The sequence below is a fragment of the uncultured Capnocytophaga sp. genome (assembly GCF_938029845.1).
Taxonomy (GTDB): Bacteria; Bacteroidota; Bacteroidia; order Flavobacteriales; family Flavobacteriaceae; genus Capnocytophaga.
In genome coordinates this window covers 1-16,701 of the sequence record NZ_CALHGG010000184.1, presented here as the reverse complement: position 1 = coordinate 16,701, position 16,701 = coordinate 1, and the positions used below count along the sequence as shown (strand labels likewise).

At 41.0% G+C, this 16,701-nt stretch carries 18 protein-coding genes; 16 read left to right on the top strand and 2 right to left on the bottom strand.

Annotated features, from left to right (window positions below):
- Positions 1 to 12 precede the first annotated feature (12 nt).
- The 4 genes from Q0625_RS14345 to Q0625_RS14330 are packed head-to-tail and all read left to right on the top strand — an operon-like array spanning position 13 to position 1,780.
- The gene (locus Q0625_RS14345) at positions 13 to 399 is read left to right on the top strand and encodes a helix-turn-helix transcriptional regulator (RefSeq protein ID WP_298828751.1); all 387 of its coding nucleotides are present in this window, start codon (positions 13 to 15) and stop codon (positions 397 to 399) included.
- An 11-nt stretch (positions 400 to 410) separates the two neighbouring features.
- A complete protein-coding gene (locus tag Q0625_RS14340) occupies positions 411 to 620 on the top strand; it encodes a transcriptional regulator (RefSeq protein WP_276726353.1) in 210 nt (69 codons plus the stop codon).
- Positions 608 to 916, top strand: coding sequence for a virulence protein (locus tag Q0625_RS14335; protein ID WP_298828748.1), 309 nt, complete (start codon positions 608 to 610; stop codon positions 914 to 916). Before Q0625_RS14340 ends, Q0625_RS14335 begins: the two co-directional genes overlap by 13 nt.
- Before the next feature lie 45 nt (positions 917 to 961).
- Entirely contained in the window at positions 962 to 1,780 is an 819-nt protein-coding gene (locus Q0625_RS14330) for a purine-nucleoside phosphorylase (RefSeq protein WP_298828745.1), read from the top strand.
- A 243-nt stretch (positions 1,781 to 2,023) separates the two neighbouring features.
- Here the strand turns inward: Q0625_RS14330 and Q0625_RS14325 are convergent, their stop codons facing one another.
- On the bottom strand, positions 2,024 to 3,163 hold the full coding sequence (locus tag Q0625_RS14325) for an HmuY family protein (RefSeq protein ID WP_298828741.1): 1,140 nt from the start codon (positions 3,161 to 3,163) through the stop codon (positions 2,024 to 2,026).
- 12 nt (positions 3,164 to 3,175) lie between these two features.
- A complete protein-coding gene (locus Q0625_RS14320; protein ID WP_298828738.1) occupies positions 3,176 to 5,284 on the bottom strand; it encodes a TonB-dependent receptor in 2,109 nt (702 codons plus the stop codon).
- A gap of 269 nt (positions 5,285 to 5,553) precedes the next feature.
- Between Q0625_RS14320 and Q0625_RS14315 the strand changes: the two genes are divergently transcribed.
- From Q0625_RS14315 to Q0625_RS14260, 12 genes are all read left to right on the top strand, one after another.
- On the top strand, positions 5,554 to 6,204 hold the full coding sequence (locus Q0625_RS14315; RefSeq protein WP_298828735.1) for an HmuY family protein: 651 nt from the start codon (positions 5,554 to 5,556) through the stop codon (positions 6,202 to 6,204).
- Between the two features lie 12 nt (positions 6,205 to 6,216).
- Positions 6,217 to 6,876, top strand: coding sequence for an HmuY family protein (locus Q0625_RS14310; RefSeq protein WP_298828732.1), 660 nt, complete (start codon positions 6,217 to 6,219; stop codon positions 6,874 to 6,876).
- 87 nt (positions 6,877 to 6,963) lie between these two features.
- Complete coding sequence (locus Q0625_RS14305; RefSeq protein ID WP_298828729.1) at positions 6,964 to 9,114, top strand: TonB-dependent receptor; 2,151 nt, start codon at positions 6,964 to 6,966, stop codon at positions 9,112 to 9,114.
- A gap of 13 nt (positions 9,115 to 9,127) precedes the next feature.
- Positions 9,128 to 9,448, top strand: a complete 321-nt coding sequence (locus tag Q0625_RS14300) for a DUF4286 family protein (RefSeq protein WP_298828726.1) — start codon at positions 9,128 to 9,130, stop codon at positions 9,446 to 9,448.
- A gap of 197 nt (positions 9,449 to 9,645) precedes the next feature.
- The gene (locus tag Q0625_RS14295) at positions 9,646 to 9,897 is read left to right on the top strand and encodes a type B 50S ribosomal protein L31 (RefSeq protein ID WP_298828723.1); all 252 of its coding nucleotides are present in this window, start codon (positions 9,646 to 9,648) and stop codon (positions 9,895 to 9,897) included.
- 156 nt (positions 9,898 to 10,053) lie between these two features.
- The gene (locus Q0625_RS14290) at positions 10,054 to 11,544 is read left to right on the top strand and encodes a cellulose synthase family protein (RefSeq protein WP_298828720.1); all 1,491 of its coding nucleotides are present in this window, start codon (positions 10,054 to 10,056) and stop codon (positions 11,542 to 11,544) included.
- 158 nt (positions 11,545 to 11,702) lie between these two features.
- Positions 11,703 to 12,443, top strand: a complete 741-nt coding sequence (locus tag Q0625_RS14285) for an electron transfer flavoprotein subunit beta/FixA family protein (RefSeq protein WP_298828717.1) — start codon at positions 11,703 to 11,705, stop codon at positions 12,441 to 12,443.
- A 10-nt stretch (positions 12,444 to 12,453) separates the two neighbouring features.
- Positions 12,454 to 13,380 carry an electron transfer flavoprotein subunit alpha/FixB family protein gene (locus Q0625_RS14280; protein WP_298828714.1) on the top strand — a complete coding sequence of 309 codons (927 nt, stop codon included), beginning with the start codon at positions 12,454 to 12,456 and terminating at the stop codon, positions 13,378 to 13,380.
- A gap of 21 nt (positions 13,381 to 13,401) precedes the next feature.
- Positions 13,402 to 14,136, top strand: coding sequence for a rhomboid family intramembrane serine protease (locus Q0625_RS14275; protein WP_298828712.1), 735 nt, complete (start codon positions 13,402 to 13,404; stop codon positions 14,134 to 14,136).
- A gap of 12 nt (positions 14,137 to 14,148) precedes the next feature.
- Positions 14,149 to 14,952, top strand: coding sequence for a rhomboid family intramembrane serine protease (locus Q0625_RS14270; protein ID WP_298828710.1), 804 nt, complete (start codon positions 14,149 to 14,151; stop codon positions 14,950 to 14,952).
- Positions 14,953 to 14,961: 9 nt separating this feature from the next.
- A complete protein-coding gene (locus Q0625_RS14265; RefSeq protein ID WP_298828707.1) occupies positions 14,962 to 15,915 on the top strand; it encodes a bifunctional riboflavin kinase/FAD synthetase in 954 nt (317 codons plus the stop codon).
- Positions 15,916 to 15,981: 66 nt separating this feature from the next.
- Positions 15,982 to 16,482: a hypothetical protein gene (locus Q0625_RS14260; protein ID WP_298828705.1), complete on the top strand. Its 501-nt coding sequence runs from the start codon at positions 15,982 to 15,984 to the stop codon at positions 16,480 to 16,482.
- The last annotated feature ends 219 nt before the right edge of the window (positions 16,483 to 16,701 follow it).

Sequence of the window (16,701 nt, the reverse complement as noted above, 5' to 3'; positions counted from 1 at the left end):
AAAATACAAGAGATGAACGAAATAGTAGGCGAGAAAATCAAAAACCTCCGCAAAAGTAGAAACCTATCCCAAGAGGAAGTGGCGGAATTCATACATGTATCCCAATCTACCTATGCCCGTATAGAAAGCGGCGCAAGTAATTCATGGGCAGGCTATATCCTCCCTCTCTGCGAACTTTTCGGCATACAACCCGAAGAGCTCCTTAAAACCGACCATATCGTCATCAATAACAATAATACTTCCTGTGAAAATTCAGGAAACGCTTATGTCTTTAACCAACTCTCGGATAAGCTCATAGAGCAATATGAAAAACGCTTGGCTGAGAAAGACAGCCTTATCGCCTATCTGCAAAAAGAGCTAGAGGAACTGAAAACTCAAAGGATAAAAACTCAAAACTAAATCGTATGACAATGAAAACTGATTTTAAAGTAGGACAACGTGTATGGGTTTCTCCACAACTTACAGGCAAAGCCGATTGGGTGGAGGCAACAATCACAGAGGTAGAACACAATCCTTTTGTAGGTATCGTTATTGAAGTAAAAACAGATGCAGGTGAGCTTTTTTTTGAAAAAGAAGATATGTTTAAACCTTTAGAAGCATTGGAGTTATGTATGCTATAGCTTTTGATCTCATCATATCAGAACTTAAAAAGCATTATAAAGATCCTTATTACAATGCTTATACAGAAGTTAAGAGAACACTCAAAAAAAATGATTTCTATTGGATACAAGGAAGCACCTATGCAACTAAGGGAGATCTGAGAACACTCTTTAGGGCTATACAGAGTTTAAAAAACCTACAATGGTTTTGTCTCTCTGTAAGAGATATACGTGCTTTTAAGATAGAGGATTACTCAGACTTTACTGAGGAATTTCAAGAAGCTACAAAATCAGGAAAATTTAAAACTATTTTGTAAAATCCCTAAAGTTGTTGTATCTTTGTGGCATAAAATTTATGAGTTATGTACACAAAATACGAGCAAACAGCTCATTATATCCAACAATTTATCACCGAGGGCACTCCTGAGTTTGCTATTATACTCGGTTCGGGTCTTTCTTCCTTACAAGCAGAGGTAACTCCTATTGTGGAAATCCCTTATGCTGGGATTCCAAACTTTCCCCAATCTACTGTGGAGGGACATGGTAATAAGCTTATATATGGAACCTTATCGGGTAAGTATGTCCTACTGATGAGTGGTCGCTTTCACTACTATGAGGGCTATCCTATGGCAGAGGTAACCTTCCCTATTCGTATCTTCCATCTTTTAGGTATCAAAAAATTGATCGTTTCCAATGCCTCAGGAGGTGTTAATCCCAACTTCTCCATAGGAGATATTATGCTTATTCGTGACCACATCAATATGTTCCCAGAACACCCTTTGCGAGGTAAGAACTTAGAAAAATTTGGCACTCGCTTTCCAGATATGAGTCAGGCTTATGATCGTGAAATGATTGATTTGGCGGAGACTATTGCCATGGAACAAGGAACTCACTTGCAGAAAGGAGTATATGTAGGTTTGCAAGGTCCTACCTTTGAGACGCCTTCAGAATATGGTATGGTACGAGCCATAGGAGGAGATGCAGTAGGAATGAGCACGGTACCTGAGGTGATCGTTGCCCGTCATCAAGGAATGAGAGTCTTTGCGCTATCCATTATTTCCGACTTAGGAGGTAAGGATATCTCTCCCAATGTATCCCATACAGAGGTACTCAATGCTGTGAATGCTACCATGCCCAAGGTCTTGGCATTGGTAAGAGAATTTGTCAAGAGAAGCAAGTAAATAGTGACAAGTGACCAATGCTTCAGGTACTTCCGATAGTAGAAAAGATTGGTTTGCGGTAGGGGATTACTTGAGGATATTGTAGTCCCAATAGCCTATCTGTTAGATACTTGTCTTGCGGCACAGGACGAATATAAATTACTATTGAAATACTTTAGAGTGGGGTAGGGATTAATAGATAGTGGTTAGTTATCAGTATTTTGAAAACTAACCACATACCACTAATTACTAAAGAAACTGTATTTATTTCAGTAGGGCATACTCGAATACCGGATAGCCACGTTCTCCATCTTCTTTGGAAAGTGCTAAGAAGCGGAGCTTGTATAGGTTGCCACTACCATCTTTGATAATATAGAAGATGGTATCCGCTAATTTTCTATCATAAGTACTTCTCCAAGAAGCACCTATGCCCAATTGGTGGTTGAGCTTAGGATCATCGAAGTTGATTTCGCTGGCTTTGGCTTTGTCGTAGGCTGCATATTCAGTGTCGAGTTTTTCGGCTTTATCCACAGTTACTTTCTTCACTTTTACGCCATTATAGAAATTGTTGGTAACCATATCGGCAAAGTAGTAGGTGATTTCATCTCCACCTCTCATAGCGGTATAGTTCGTAAGTCCTGTAAAGGAGATGTCCCACTTGGTTTTTTCAGGTTGAACATTTACTATTTTCTCTTGATTGAGACTTACGAAGACAAAGTTATAAGCGGGGTTTTTCTTAACGGTGATGGACTTGGCTGTAGTCTCGTTAAGGTTGGCATAGTGGATTACGTAGTCATTACCGCTTCGGGTGATACGTACTTTCTTGAAACCTCTGGCTTCGCCATCGAGGGCAGTGGCTCCTTTCTCAGGAGTAGTAGTACCTATGGCAAAGCCCATATTTACCAAATAAACTTTGTTATCAGCCTCTGTGGTGGATACCTCGGCGATAGCGGTTTGTCTTCCCTTGGTGTTTTGGGCGGACTTGAGTTCTCCCCAAGGACTATCTACATAACCTAAGTTGGCAGCAGTAGTGAAGCCCACGCTTACTGAAGGGTCTTCGGTTTGTATGGCTGTGATGTCGTTGGTATCGAGCTGTTTGGCCGCCATTTTCACGGTACTATTGAGGATCACTCTGAAATCATCTCCACAATAGAAACCAAAGTCCCAAGAGTCTCTCTTTACAGTAGTTTCATTCTTGGCAGAGAGGTCTACGAATACCTGATTGGGTTCGTTAGGCCCTCCTACAGAAGGCTTGAATACCCCACCTTCGCTTACGCTCTCGGGTTGTTGGGGTTGTTGGGGTTGCTGAGGTTGCTGAGGTTGTTCGGCAGGTTTGTCATCGTCTTTTGAACAAGCGGCTATCGCAAGGCTGAAAAGCGATAGCAATAATATACGTTTTTTCATGTATAATAAAAATTAATAGTTAATATCCAAATTATAAGTAAGTTTGAGGAAGAAAGTTCTTCCATATCCAAGCAATACACTTGAGGAAGTATTGTGTCCTTCGGTGGTTAGCGTACGCTTGACATCGGTAATGTCCAAGAGGTTTCTTGCCCCAAGGGTAAGTTCTAATTTTTTACCTAAGAAGGGCTGTTTGATAGAAGCGTCGAGCCAGCCGTAAGGGTCAACTTCGGAGACTATATAACCATTGGTAGTGGCTGCCCATAGCTGAGACTTGCCAGCCCATTTGTAATAGCCCGATACAGAAGTGCCCCACTTAGGGAGGGTATAGGTAAGTCCTGCATTGATACCCATATTGAGCAAATAGCGATCATCTGTCTTGTGGACATTGTTGTTAATAATCTGAGAAATCCAAGTAAAGGAAGCCCCTATGTTGGCTTCGAGATTTTCATCCAAACTGATAGCATTGGTAGAAGCTAAGTTGATGTAATTATATTTGCTAATGTTGATATTCTGATACTTAGGGGTAGAGCCTTCGTACCCGATGAGCGCATTGGTGATACGGTCTTTGATACGGTTGTGGCTTAGGGAAAGCTGGTTCTTCATCATAAGGTCATCACAGAAGAGGGTTATTTTCTTTAGGCTGGTATCGAAAGACAGGCTACTTTCAGGGGTAAGGTTCTCATTTCCAAGGAAATAATGTCCTTCAAAAATAATATTGGAGAACAATTCATAGAAGTCGGGCGTACGGTAAGACCTTCCTACAGAGGTACGCCATTCGAGGTTTTCAGGTAACAGATAACGAGCACCTATTGAGAAAGAATATTGGTTTTCGAATAGAGATTGGAATGAATAACGGCCGCCCAATCCCATAGAGAAATTGGGAGTAAAGTGATATTCAGAGACTAAGAAACCATCATAGTTGTCAATACTTTCGTTTACCTCCTTGGTTCTGTTCTGAGCAGCATTTACGACGGCAAACCCCTTGTTTTTAGTAGCTTCATATCCTATGGAAAGGGCGAGCTTTCTGTCATAGAAACTCTTAGATAGTTCTCCCTTGGAATAGCCTACCTTCATCGCCTCCACCCTCTCAGTGGTATTGTTAGTCTCCAATCGTCGGCTGATGATATATCTAAAGTACTCATCATCACGTGTTTGTTCCTGGTAAGAGAGGGAAAAATTATAATTGAGCCAGCCACTCCCATTGATATTGAGATGATGGAATTGTCGCTTATAGAAATAGCGACGGTCGTTTCCGAACTTATAGCGCCCCCATTGGTCATTATAGCCCGATTTGATACTTCGGTCATAGAAGCTAATGTCCTGATTCATAAGTTCAAACTTATAAAAAGTATTGAAGCGTTCTTTCTTGTAATTGATTACCGCATTGGTTTGCAAATAGTTACGAGGTAGGAAGCGGTAGCCTCTATTTTGGTCGTTATACAATACATATTTACCATTGTAGTTACCTAAGAATCCGTTGAATTTGTTGCGAGTAGTTCCTATGGAGAACATCCAATGGTCGTTGAGGTTATGTGAAGCCTTGAAGTTTTGGATATGTCGGCCTCGGGTGGTAAGGTTATATTCTTTTCCGACACTTTCTTCTTGTAAGGAATAGGTAAGATTCCATTTATTATCGGCATGTCGTTTGGTAATGATATTCAGTATACCAGTAATAGCATTGGCACCGTGGGTGACTCCCATGGCACCTTCTATGATTTCAATGCGTTCGATATCATCCAAATTGATCTGAGACAGGTCAGTATTATTACCCACCCCTCCTTCATTGACCAAGGGCACATTATCTACCAAAACCTTAAAATAACTCGCGTCTAATCCGAAAAGAGAAACAGTAGAGCGTCCCGAATCGCCATCAGGCATAACAGTGATATTTACATATTGGTTTAACACATCTCCGAGGTTAGTTGCTCCTAAACTTTTGATCTGTTTTTCAGAGATAACCTGTACATTTTTGATAGATTTCTTGATGGATTGAGGTTCTATTTGTGCGGAAACAACTACATCATCTAACTTAATGATTTTTTTAGAGTCAAGCGTATCCTTTTGAGCCAATAAAGCATAGCTATTCAGGAATATAGAAGTAAGGAGTAAAACGGTTTTCATTCTCTATATAGGGAAAATTAGTGTAATTTCAGAGCGCAAAAGTACGTTTTATTTTTATTAATTCCAAATAAATAAAAATAATTGATTAAAATGAGATAATCAATAGGTTGTTTCTAACAATAAATCAAAGGGATGGATGATATGAGTTTTGATTATCAGTTACTAAATAATAAGTCAGGATTAATAAATATTAATTGATCGAATTATTTTGTTTTATTCTAAATAAAAACGTATCTTTGCCGGCACAAACAATATAAAATTAGATTAAGATGAAATTAAAGTTTTTAGCCCCTGCAATCCTCGCAGGATTGCTAGCCTTTACTTCTTGCAGTAAAGATGATAAAAAAGAAGAAAAGAAAGAGGAAAAAGTAGCCTTAGACTTCTCAGGAAATGAGGTGAAAGAGGTACAGTTATCAGCCTTAACAGAGTGGACTTATTTCTCTCTAAAGAATGGAGAAGTAACTCCGGCAAATCCTGCTGAAGACCTCTCATGGGACATTGCTTTCAAGCAATACTTTGTAAAACTCAATGGAGGCACCTCTGGTAAAGGAAAAGCAGAAGCTTTCAAGACTGAAGAAAAGGACTTTGCTAAGGTTACAGAAGCACCTAAAACAGGATTTGAAAAAGACAAAGAACAGACATTCCAAGGGCGTCCAGGAGAAGCCGAAATCAAAGCCAATGTTTCTCCCGTACTTACAGGAGGATTCCTTTCTAAAACAGGTATGATAGAAATCAATCCTGCTAATATGAAAAAATATGGCAATGTATTTGGTACTAACGAATGGGTGTATATAATCAAAACGGCTGATGGTACTTATGCTAAGGTACAGGTAACTGACTTCTACAAACAAGTAGGAGATAAAAAACTACCAGGCTTTCCTAAGCTAAAATACCAGTTGAGCAAAACAGTAAGCGAATAAAACAGAAAAACCATGAAACTAAAGTCATTATTTACTACTTTGTTAGTGGGTCTCTTTGCCCTTACCTCTTGTAGTAAGGACGAAAAGGAGGAGAAGAAATCTTCGGGAGTAAAGCAGGAGAAGAACCTTAATGCAAGGCAAGAAAAATGGGTATATTACTCATTTGAAAAAAATGCTATTGTAGAGGTTGCCAATCCTAAAAATAGTTTGGATTGGGATATTGCTTTCTTTGCTTACTATGCCAAGCTTAATGGTGGTGAATCAGGCAAAGGAAAAGCAGGGGTAGTGAAAGTAATAAAGGGAGGTAAGGATGTAACTGACTTTTCCACTCCAATTGATGCACTTCCCAAAGAAGAAGACTATAAGCTAGACACTAAAGGTACAATGGCTTATGGGAACTATCCTAAATTGACTTATAAAGAAGATACCTTTTCGGACTATCTCTCAGGAGGCTTTAAATCAGAGGGTGAAGATTTTACAGGTTTTGTATTTCTTCATCCCAATAATTCTCAAAAGTGGCCAAGTGTATATGCACCTACCAAGTTTGTTTATATCATCAGAACTGCCAAAGGAGCCTATGTGAAGTTCCAAGTAACAGACTTCTATAATGAAGGGGCAAAAGCCAATTGCCCTTCCTTCCAATACATCCTTAGCAAGGATGGTAAGTTTTAGAAATACCTACTCTATATTGATAATAGAATTGCTATACGCTATTTTTGTATAGCAATTCTTTTTGCTGAAATAATAATACCTTGATTCATGCCAAGATTTCTTATATTCATAGGTCTTTTTCTCTTCGCTTGGGTGGTAAGGGGACAATACTCCTTTACAGGAACTATTATCGATTGCCAGACCCGTGAACCTCTTTCGGGAGCTACGGTGGAGCTGGTTGCCCTAAAAAAGACGGTACGCACCAATGTCGAAGGACAATTCACTTTCCAAGATCTTCCCAAGGGGACACATCATTTTTATGTAAGTCAAGATGACTACAAAGGACATTTCTTTAAGGTATCTCTCAAAAGGAATGAAAAAAACTATATCTTTGCCCTCTGTAAGGACAAAGAAATAGAGGTGGGTGAGGTGGTAGTAACCGCTACTCGCACGGAACGCAATCTTAAGAATGTGCCCATCACTGTGCAAGTGGTTACCGCTCAAGAGATTCAGAAATCTCAAGCACCAGATTTCCAAACCTTTTTGGAAAATGAGTTCTCTGGTATCAATTTTACTTACAATGGAGGTATGCCCAATATCAACATGATGGGCTTCGGAGGTAAGTATGTACTCTTCCTCATGGATGGGGAGCGTATGGCAGGGGAGACGTTTGACAATATTGACTATGACCGTATTGACTTGGAGAATATTGAGCGTATTGAGATCATCAAGGGAGCCTCCTCTTCGCTCTATGGCTCCAATGCCTTGGGTGGGGTGATCAACATTATTACCAAAGACACCAAAAAGCCTTTGGAACTGAGCGCCAGTTATCTTTATAACACTAACGAAGATCACAAAACCAATCTTTCGGTGGGTACTAAACAGAAGTGGGGTAGTTTCCGCCTATCGTCCTTTTATAATTTCAGAGAGCCTTATGTCCTTACTGATAAGGAGCCGCTAAAGACTTATAAGAATGGTTCAGTGATACTCTCTGAAAAGGGCGAACTGAATGTGGCAGGTTTTACGAACTATGGGGCGACCCCGAAGCTAAGTTTTGATATCTCTCCTAGGTGGAATCTTTCACTGGCGCCTAGCTATTATTTTAGTGAGCGCAATACAGGTACTGAGAGTTCTAAGAAGCTCCGAGACAGGTATTATAACTATACAGGGGCGCTCAAGTCGGATTACAAAATCAGTGATAGTAAGACCCTAAGTCTTTCGGCGGCTTACGATCGCTATGACAAATATAAATACTATGTCCTACTGAATGAAAAGGAAAAGAGTTATGAAAACTCTATTCTAAGAGTAGGGGGGCAGTATAACCAAACCCTCTATGAGAAACACTCCTTGGTGGCAGGGGCGGAGGTTAATTCCGATGAGCTATTGAGTTTCCGCTTTACTAACTCAGGGGAGGAGGCCAAGAAGAATGCCCAAAACTATGCGGCTTTCACCCAGCAGGAATGGGCGCTCTCCGATGCTTTTACCTTGGTTACAGGGATACGTATGGACTACCATTCTCTCTTTAAGGAATATCTGACCTACCGCCTTTCGGGTATGTTCAAGGTGGATGCCTTTACCCTACGTGGAGGGTACTCCTCTGGTTTCCGTTCGCCAACCCTCAAGGAACTCTATACCAATTGGTTTCACCCATGGGGAGGTGGTTTCCAGATTATGGGGAACAAGAACTTAAAACCTGAGACGAGCAATAACTTCACCCTTTCAGTGGATTTCAATGCTAAAAAATGGAATATTACAACTATGACTCAATATTCCAAAGTAAAAGACAAGATTAATTACAGATGGACACAGACGAATGATACGATTCGTTATGTCAATTTTGCCGGTAGTACGGATATTATAAGTTCTGAGATTTCAGGTACCTATCGCCCTAATCAGTATTTCCGTCTGAAGGGTTCTTATGCCTATTATATCACTAGCAATAGTGAATCCGACACACGTCCGCATACCTTCACTGCTAAAGTGGAGTATGTAGAGCAACCTGACTTTAAGTACTTGCCCAATGTGATTCTTAGCGGCAAATGGGTCAGTGGTTCGGACATCTATGAGGCAAAAGATACTTTTACCCACTATGCGCCTTATAGTATATGGCGGTTGCAGCTCTCCAAGAAGCTCCCCTATCACTTTGTAGTCAATGCGGGAATAGACAATCTTTTCGACTATGTGACTCCGACAACGAGCTTTTATTCGAGTATAACCCCCGGTCGTACATACTTTGTGGGGCTTAAGTGGAACTTGTAAGAAACACTCTATTATGAAATATATTTACAATATAACCTATCACATAGCCCCTGAGGTCTCTGCTCAGTGGCAGGCATGGATTGGAGAGCATCTGCCGCAGTGGCTTGAGCAGAGTCAATTCTCCCAAGTGAAACTCCTAAAAATACACTTAGACCAGCCCGATAGCGACGCCTTTAGTCTGCAATATGAGACAGAGGATAAGGAGTTGGCTGCTCATTTCCGATCTGTCCTAGAACCTACCTACAGGCGCACTCTATATGAGCAATTTGGAGAGAAAGTGCTGTCCTTTGGAACACTACTGGAGGAGTTAGGAGAAGTAAAAAATAAAAGATAAAAAGTAAAAGGAACTTTTTGTAGTGTGTTGAATCACAATATGTTATACTGATTGCTCTTTTTTATATTTACGTTAGTTGCTGACTATTAGCGATTAAACACTGGCATTGTTAATAAAAAAACGTATTTTTGTTTGCCAGTTCAAAAAAAAGTAGTAATTTTGCGCCCTGAAACAAACAGAAGAAATATTTAGACATCATGAAAAAAGAAATACATCCTGCAAATTATCGTTTGGTTGTTTTTAAGGATATGTCCAATGACGATATCTTCATCACCAAATCAACCATTGAATCAAAGGACACCATTGAAGTAGAAGGTGTAGAGTATCCATTAGTAAAATTGGAAATCTCTCGTACCTCACACCCTTATTATACAGGAAAAGCTAAACTTATAGATACCGCAGGACGTATAGATAAGTTCAAGAGCAAATATGCTAAATACCAAAAATAGTAAAGGTTTTTCATAATAAATAAGTTTTAAAATTATTTTGGCAACTCCTTTCTTCGTAAGAAGAAAGGAGCTTGTTTTTTGTAAAAAATAACATTTAACATTGTTTTGTTAGAAAAAATGCGTAATTTTGCCCCCTGATTTAAACCCACTTTCATCATGGATTTAGGACTTATCATAACCTATACTGTAGTGGCTATCTATTGTTTAGCGTTATTGCTGATTTTCTTTTATAGCCTTACGATACTGAACCTTTCGGTAAATTATCTAAAGAACAAGAGGCAAAATAATGAGGCGCCAAAGTTCAATCTCTTGGATCCCAATGAGATTCCTTATGTAACGGTGCAACTTCCCATTTATAATGAGAAGTATGTGGTACCCCGACTTTTGGAAAATATCGCCAAATTGGAGTATCCTAAGAACAAACTAGAAATCCAAGTCTTGGATGACTCCACTGATGATTCAGTAGCCGAAACGGCAAGCATCATTGAGCGACTACAAAAAACAGGCTTGGATATAGTGCATATTCGTCGTGAAAACCGCGAAGGTTTCAAGGCGGGTGCCCTTAAGTATGGTACTGCTATTGCTAAGGGTGATTTTATCGCTATCTTTGATGCCGACTTCCTTCCTAAACCTGATTGGCTCAAGCAGACTGTGGTTTATTTCAAAGATGAAAAGATTGGGGTGGTGCAGACCCGCTGGGGACACATTAACCGTAACTACTCCTTGCTCACAAAGATACAAGCTCTTGCCCTTGATACCCATTTTACTTTGGAACAGGTAGGACGCAATAGCAAAGGTCATTTCATCAACTTCAATGGTACCGCAGGTATCTGGAGAAAGAAAACCATCTTGGATGCAGGTAACTGGGAAGGGGATACCCTTACCGAGGACCTAGACCTTAGTTACCGTGCTCAGCTGAAAAACTGGAAATTCAAGTACTTGGAGGATGTGGAAACTCCTGCCGAATTGCCAGTGGTTGTTTCTGCGGCACGCTCCCAACAGTTCCGTTGGAACAAAGGAGGGGCAGAGGTATTCCGTAAGTCAGTTCGCAATATCTTAGCTTCCAAGAATATCGGTTGGAAGACAAAGTTCCATGGGGTGATGCACTTGCTCAACAGCTCTATGTTCCTCTATGTATTTATCGTGGCGATTCTAAGTGTACCGATGATGTATATCAAGGATGCTTACCCGCACCTCTCTTGGGTGTTCAAGCTCACTAGCTTCTTCATAGCTAGTACCATAATCCTCTTCAGTTGTTATTGGATTACTTATAAGAACATACAGGGCAAGACCTTTGACGATTTTATAGATTATGTAACCCTATTCTTGAGTTTCTTCTCTGTCGCTTTGGGCTTCTCATGGCACAATGTATCAGCGGTATTGCAAGGTTATTGGGGTAAGAAAACCGAATTTGTTCGTACCCCTAAGTTCAATATCAGCTCGCTGAAGGACAGTTGGAAAGGCAACAAATATGTCAATAATAAGATTTCTGCCAATGTCATTTTTGAGTTCTTGCTCATGTGCTACTTCCTCTTTGGACTTTACAGCGGGATCAAGCTCAATGACTTTGGACTCTTTCCTTTCCACTTGATGCTCACCTTTGGCTTTGGCTTTGTGTTTTATAAGTCATTAGTGCCAAAATCTTAAAAGAACTAAAAAGTAAAAGGTAAAAAGTAAAAGGTAACACAATTACTTTTTACCTTTTACCTTTTATTTTTTATCTGGCTGCGGATAACTTTTTTCACTATTCAGTATTCACTATTCATTTTTAAGTTGTACCTTTGTGCCTTATAAAAAAGTTTCTTATGAAAATATTAGTATGTATTAATCAGGTGCCTGATACCACCTCACAGATAAATTTCACTGCTGACCAGAAGGCTTTTGACCCTTCTGGTGTTCAGTTTATTATTAACCCGAGTGACGAGGCGGCTTTGGTACGTGCGCTACAACTTAAGGAGGAGATAGGCGCCCATATCACCTTGGTGCATGTAGGATTATCGGATAGCGAACCTATTTTGCGCAAAGCCTTTGCTTATGGAGCGGATCAAATGATTCGTATAGATGCTACCCCTACTGATGGTTTCTTCGTAGCTCAACAGTTGGCTACCATAGCCAAGGGATATGATGCTGTATTCTGTGGGCGGGAGTCCTTGGACTACAATGGCGGTATGGTAGGTGGTATGTTGGCCGCTTTGCTTGATCTGAATTTTGTAGATGAGGTAACCGCTTTCTCGGTAGCAGGAGATAAGGCACAGATAAGCCGCATGATAGATGGCGGTAAGCAATTATTGGAAGTACCCCTACCGGTAGTTATAGGCGCTCAAAAGGAACTCATTCCAGAGGAGCAGATGCGTATTCCTAGTATGAAAGGGATCATGGCCGCTCGCAAGGCACCCTTGGAAGTACTTCTCGCAGTGGAGGCTACCACTCAGGTGGTTATTGATTCCTTAGAAAAACCTGCAGAAAAAGCCCCTGTCAAAATGATCTCTCCAGACAATTTGGACGAATTGATAGACGAACTTCATAACAAAAGAAAACTATTTTAATCCCCCCAACATGATATTAGTATATACCGAACATAACGAAGGACAATTTTCTAAAAAAACCTTGGAGGCACTCTCCTATGCCAAAGCCTTGTCCGATAAGGTAGTAGCCCTTGCTGTAAATGTGGCTGACGCTACGGTTTTGCAGACTTATGGTGCTGATAAAATCATTACAGTAACCTCCGATAAGCTCACTACTTTTTCCGTAAAGACCTACGTAGAATTAATTTTACAAGTAGCTCAGAAGGAGCAAGTTAGTACTGTATTGCTGCCCAGTTCCGCCAATACGCGCTACCTAGCCCCTGTCTTTGCAGTGAAGTGGGGAGCCACTTACCTCTCCAATATAAGTTCCCTACCCAAGGATGGGAAAGTACAGAAGGTAGTATTCTCCTCCAAAGCCATCGCTTGGTTGCCCTTGGCGCAGAAGCAGGTGATCACCCTTGCAGGGAATACCACTGAAGTAAAGCAAGCTCCCGTTCAGGCGGAGATAGAGACCTTTGCCCCCACACTTTCGGAAGATCATATTACCCTTGTAGGAACTGAGAAATTCACTAGCAAGGTATCTATAGATGATGCAGCCATTGTCGTTTCAGGAGGACGAGGCATGCAGACTCCCGACAATTGGCACATAGTGGAAGACCTTGCCGACGCCTTAGGTGCGGCTACCGCTTGTACTAAACCCGTATCCGATATGGGGTGGAGACCTCATAGCGAACATATAGGGCAAACAGGTAAACCCCTTTCTTGTGACTTGTATATTGCCTTGGGTGTATCGGGAGCTATCCAACATATCGCAGGAGTCAATGCTTCTAAAGTAAAAGTGGTGATTAATTCCGACCCAGAAGCGCCTTTCTTCAAGGCGGCCGACTATGGTATTGTGGGAGACCTATTTGAGGTAGTCCCTCGCCTAACAGAGAAAATTAAGCAACTACATCCATAAAAGCCTAATTCCTTATTGACTATGACAAGTATTACCAGGGCGGTCATGCACTTGATTATTGCCAATGTGCTGTTTTTTATTCTAGCGGTCTTTATACCCGTGATACAAGACAAGGCAGCACTATACTACTTTGAGAATCCTGAGTTCCACTGGTGGCAACTCTTCTCCCACTTGTTCATGCACGGATCGGTTCCACATCTGTTCTTTAATATGTTTGCTCTTTACTCCTTTGGAGTCCCTTTGGAGAGTTATTTTGGCAGTAACCGCTTTATACTATTTTACTTTGCCTGTGGCTTGGGAGCAGGTTTGCTACATCTGGGAGTGAATTATTATGAGTTCCATAAGGTAGCCGATGTGCTCTATGCTCATGACTACACCAAAGAACAACTCATAGCAGCCTTTGCTGAAGGGCGTATCAGCTATCCGAGCACTCTTACAGGAGAGGATGTGCAACAGATGTACGAGGCTTATATGACCCGCGCGGTAGGAGCTTCAGGAGCCGTGTATGGGATATTGGTAGCTTTTGGTATGCTCTTTCCCGATGCTGAACTCATGCTTATGTTTTTGCCTATTCCTATCAAGGCAAAGTACTTCATTCCGATCCTTATTGCTTTGGACTTATTCTCAGGAGTAACAGGATTCTCTATCTTTGGTAGTAACATAGCTCATTTCGCCCATGTAGGTGGAGCACTGATTGGTTTTATACTGATGAAGTATTGGCAAAAGAACTTATTCAACAATCGCCGATTATATTAAGAAAAACAGATAATGAATAGAATAGCGACAAATATATGGGCTAAGCACTCGCTGGGTATCATCTATATACTTATGATAGGGTACTTATGTGCATATATTTTTCCCTTGCTCATAGCTTTTCTTTGGCAGATAGAGGTGCCTTTTGTAAGGGACTATCTCGCGCTTTGGCAACACAGCTATCTCTTGGCAGAAAGGCCATGGACACTGCTTAGTTATAGCCTCTTTCATGCAAGTCTCCTGCATTGTTTCTTCAATGCTATTATGCTTTATTTCGTAGGGGTCTTGTTCATGAATCTATTTACCCCCAAGCGTTTTCTGTCTATTTACGTAGGGGGAGTAGTAGCAGGAGGGCTTCTCTTTATGTTGCTCTATGCGGTACTTCCTGTATTTGCAGGGCATGATGATTATCTCTTAGGAGCTTCGGCAGGGATTATGGCACCATTGCTCTTCTTGGCAACTTATACCCCTTCGTATAGAATATACCTCTTTGGGATTTTCTCCATACCCTTATGGACGATAGGAGCACTCTTGGTACTGATAGATCTGGTCAGTATTCCCATAGGCAATGCAGGAGGACATATCGCCCACTTGGGGGGCGCTCTTGTGGGCTTCCTCTATGCTCTTCATCTGAAGGGAGGGTTCAGGCGCTTGCTACCCAAGCGTAAAGCAAAAACAGCCTATCAAGGTAAATACCCAAACCAAGCAACGGAAGAGCGCATCAACACTATTTTAGATAAAATCTCCAAGAGTGGCTATGATAGCCTTACCAAGGAGGAGAAAAAATTCTTGTTTGTTGCCAGCAAGGAAGAGGACTAATCACCAAGTATGCAATTGATCACCGATATAGCACATTTTCACCCCTCAAAGGAGAGTGTCCTGACCATAGGCACCTTTGACGGCATACATGTAGGACACCAGCGCATCATTGCCCAAGTAGTAGCTACTGCCAAGGCGCAGGGGCTGACTCCTACACTGCTCACTTTTTTCCCACACCCACGTATGGTACTCAATCCTTCTTCCCCTATAGCACTGATCCAGACAATAGAGGAACGCGCTCAGCTATTGGAATCTTATGGGATAGAGCAGCTTGTCATACAACCCTTTAGTAAGGAGTTTGCCGCTCTTTCAGCAGAAGACTATGTACGAGACTTGTTGGTGGAGAAGCTCAAGGCACGAGTGATTATTATAGGCTATGATCATCGGTTTGGGAAGAATCGTACCGCAGGGATAGAGGAATTGAAGGCTTTTGGGGAGCAATACCATTTCCAAGTGGAGGAAATTCCCGTACAAGAGGTAGATTCCTGTTCGGTTAGTTCTACTAAAATACGACACGCACTCACTGGTGGAGATATACAAACGGCTACTCACTACTTAGGCTATGATTTTTCCTTGGCAGGGAAAGTAATACATGGTCAGAAGTTAGGACGTACCTTAGGCTATCCCACAGCCAATCTGCAAGTGGAGAGCCCTTACAAGCTCATTCCTAAGATAGGGGTTTATGCCGTGTATAGCATCATCGGGGGGAAAAAGGTCTATGGGATGCTTTCCATAGGCAAAAATCCTACCATAGAGGGCAAAGGAGAGAGTATAGAAGTATATTTTTTTGATTTCCATGCGGATCTCTATGGGCAAGAAATACGCCTCTACTTTATAGATTTTATTAGGGACGAGGTCAAGTTTGATTCCTTAGAAGCCCTCAAAGAACAACTCAAGAAGGACGAAATCAGTTGTCGGTTGTTACTGGTCAGCGGGCAGAGGTCAGCGGACAGCGGACAGTAGTCAGTAGTCAGAGGACAGCGGGCGGAAATCAGTTACTAATCACTAACCACTAATCACTAATCACTAATGAGAATATTCTTTTTTCTTTGTTTTATCACAACTACCTATGCCTATGCTCAGGAGTTGGATGAGCTCTATATCATCATAGACAAGCATTCTCAAGTGGATACGGTGGGGGTGATGTCGAAGGATATAGAGTATGCTAAGTATCGTATCTATAAGGAAGATAAAGTCAGTCCTTCCGTGCAATTTTTGGTAGAAGGGGGACTACTGAAGAAAAACTATGTCATGGAGGATCAGAAGGCTTGGCCTTCGTATGAGCTCTACTATATCAATGACAAGGGAGATAATCCAAGACGCTTGGTGTATGAAGCTGATATGAAGAATTTTATTCTTTATAGTGATTTCTATGGAGCCATGAACCCTATGGAATTGTTCCAACTGATAAGAGGAACTAAGAATCTCTACCTCGTCTATAAAGACTATAAGCAGGACGGTTTCTATATTGCCAAAAAAGTAACCCTAGAGCCTAAGTTTAAGTTGTCTGTCAATGAAGACAATGATTAGTGACTAGTGACCAACGACTAGTGACTAATGACTAGTGACTAGTGACCAGTGACTAGTGACCAGTGACTAGTTATTAATAATTATAAATCATTAAAAATCAATTATTTGTTGGAATATAAAAAATTTTTATGTCTTTATAGAAAAAAATGATAGAAAAATAATTGCTTTTATAAGAAGCTGCCATATCTTTGCGCCGTTAAAGAACGAAAAGATAAATTG

What these genes read in the sequence shown, in the direction of transcription:
- Q0625_RS14345 (WP_298828751.1), top strand. Translation starts at nt 13, where the DNA reads ATGAACGAAATAGTAGGCGAGAAAATCAAAAACCTCCGCAAAAGTAGA.
- Q0625_RS14340 (WP_276726353.1), top strand. Translation starts at nt 411, where the DNA reads ATGAAAACTGATTTTAAAGTAGGACAACGTGTATGGGTTTCTCCACAA.
- Q0625_RS14335 (WP_298828748.1), top strand. Translation starts at nt 608, where the DNA reads ATGTATGCTATAGCTTTTGATCTCATCATATCAGAACTTAAAAAGCAT.
- Q0625_RS14330 (WP_298828745.1), top strand. Translation starts at nt 962, where the DNA reads ATGTACACAAAATACGAGCAAACAGCTCATTATATCCAACAATTTATC.
- Q0625_RS14325 (WP_298828741.1), bottom strand. Translation starts at nt 3,163, where the DNA reads ATGAAAAAACGTATATTATTGCTATCGCTTTTCAGCCTTGCGATAGCC.
- Q0625_RS14320 (WP_298828738.1), bottom strand. Translation starts at nt 5,284, where the DNA reads ATGAAAACCGTTTTACTCCTTACTTCTATATTCCTGAATAGCTATGCT.
- Q0625_RS14315 (WP_298828735.1), top strand. Translation starts at nt 5,554, where the DNA reads ATGAAATTAAAGTTTTTAGCCCCTGCAATCCTCGCAGGATTGCTAGCC.
- Q0625_RS14310 (WP_298828732.1), top strand. Translation starts at nt 6,217, where the DNA reads ATGAAACTAAAGTCATTATTTACTACTTTGTTAGTGGGTCTCTTTGCC.
- Q0625_RS14305 (WP_298828729.1), top strand. Translation starts at nt 6,964, where the DNA reads ATGCCAAGATTTCTTATATTCATAGGTCTTTTTCTCTTCGCTTGGGTG.
- Q0625_RS14300 (WP_298828726.1), top strand. Translation starts at nt 9,128, where the DNA reads ATGAAATATATTTACAATATAACCTATCACATAGCCCCTGAGGTCTCT.
- Q0625_RS14295 (WP_298828723.1), top strand. Translation starts at nt 9,646, where the DNA reads ATGAAAAAAGAAATACATCCTGCAAATTATCGTTTGGTTGTTTTTAAG.
- Q0625_RS14290 (WP_298828720.1), top strand. Translation starts at nt 10,054, where the DNA reads ATGGATTTAGGACTTATCATAACCTATACTGTAGTGGCTATCTATTGT.
- Q0625_RS14285 (WP_298828717.1), top strand. Translation starts at nt 11,703, where the DNA reads ATGAAAATATTAGTATGTATTAATCAGGTGCCTGATACCACCTCACAG.
- Q0625_RS14280 (WP_298828714.1), top strand. Translation starts at nt 12,454, where the DNA reads ATGATATTAGTATATACCGAACATAACGAAGGACAATTTTCTAAAAAA.
- Q0625_RS14275 (WP_298828712.1), top strand. Translation starts at nt 13,402, where the DNA reads ATGACAAGTATTACCAGGGCGGTCATGCACTTGATTATTGCCAATGTG.
- Q0625_RS14270 (WP_298828710.1), top strand. Translation starts at nt 14,149, where the DNA reads ATGAATAGAATAGCGACAAATATATGGGCTAAGCACTCGCTGGGTATC.
- Q0625_RS14265 (WP_298828707.1), top strand. Translation starts at nt 14,962, where the DNA reads ATGCAATTGATCACCGATATAGCACATTTTCACCCCTCAAAGGAGAGT.
- Q0625_RS14260 (WP_298828705.1), top strand. Translation starts at nt 15,982, where the DNA reads ATGAGAATATTCTTTTTTCTTTGTTTTATCACAACTACCTATGCCTAT.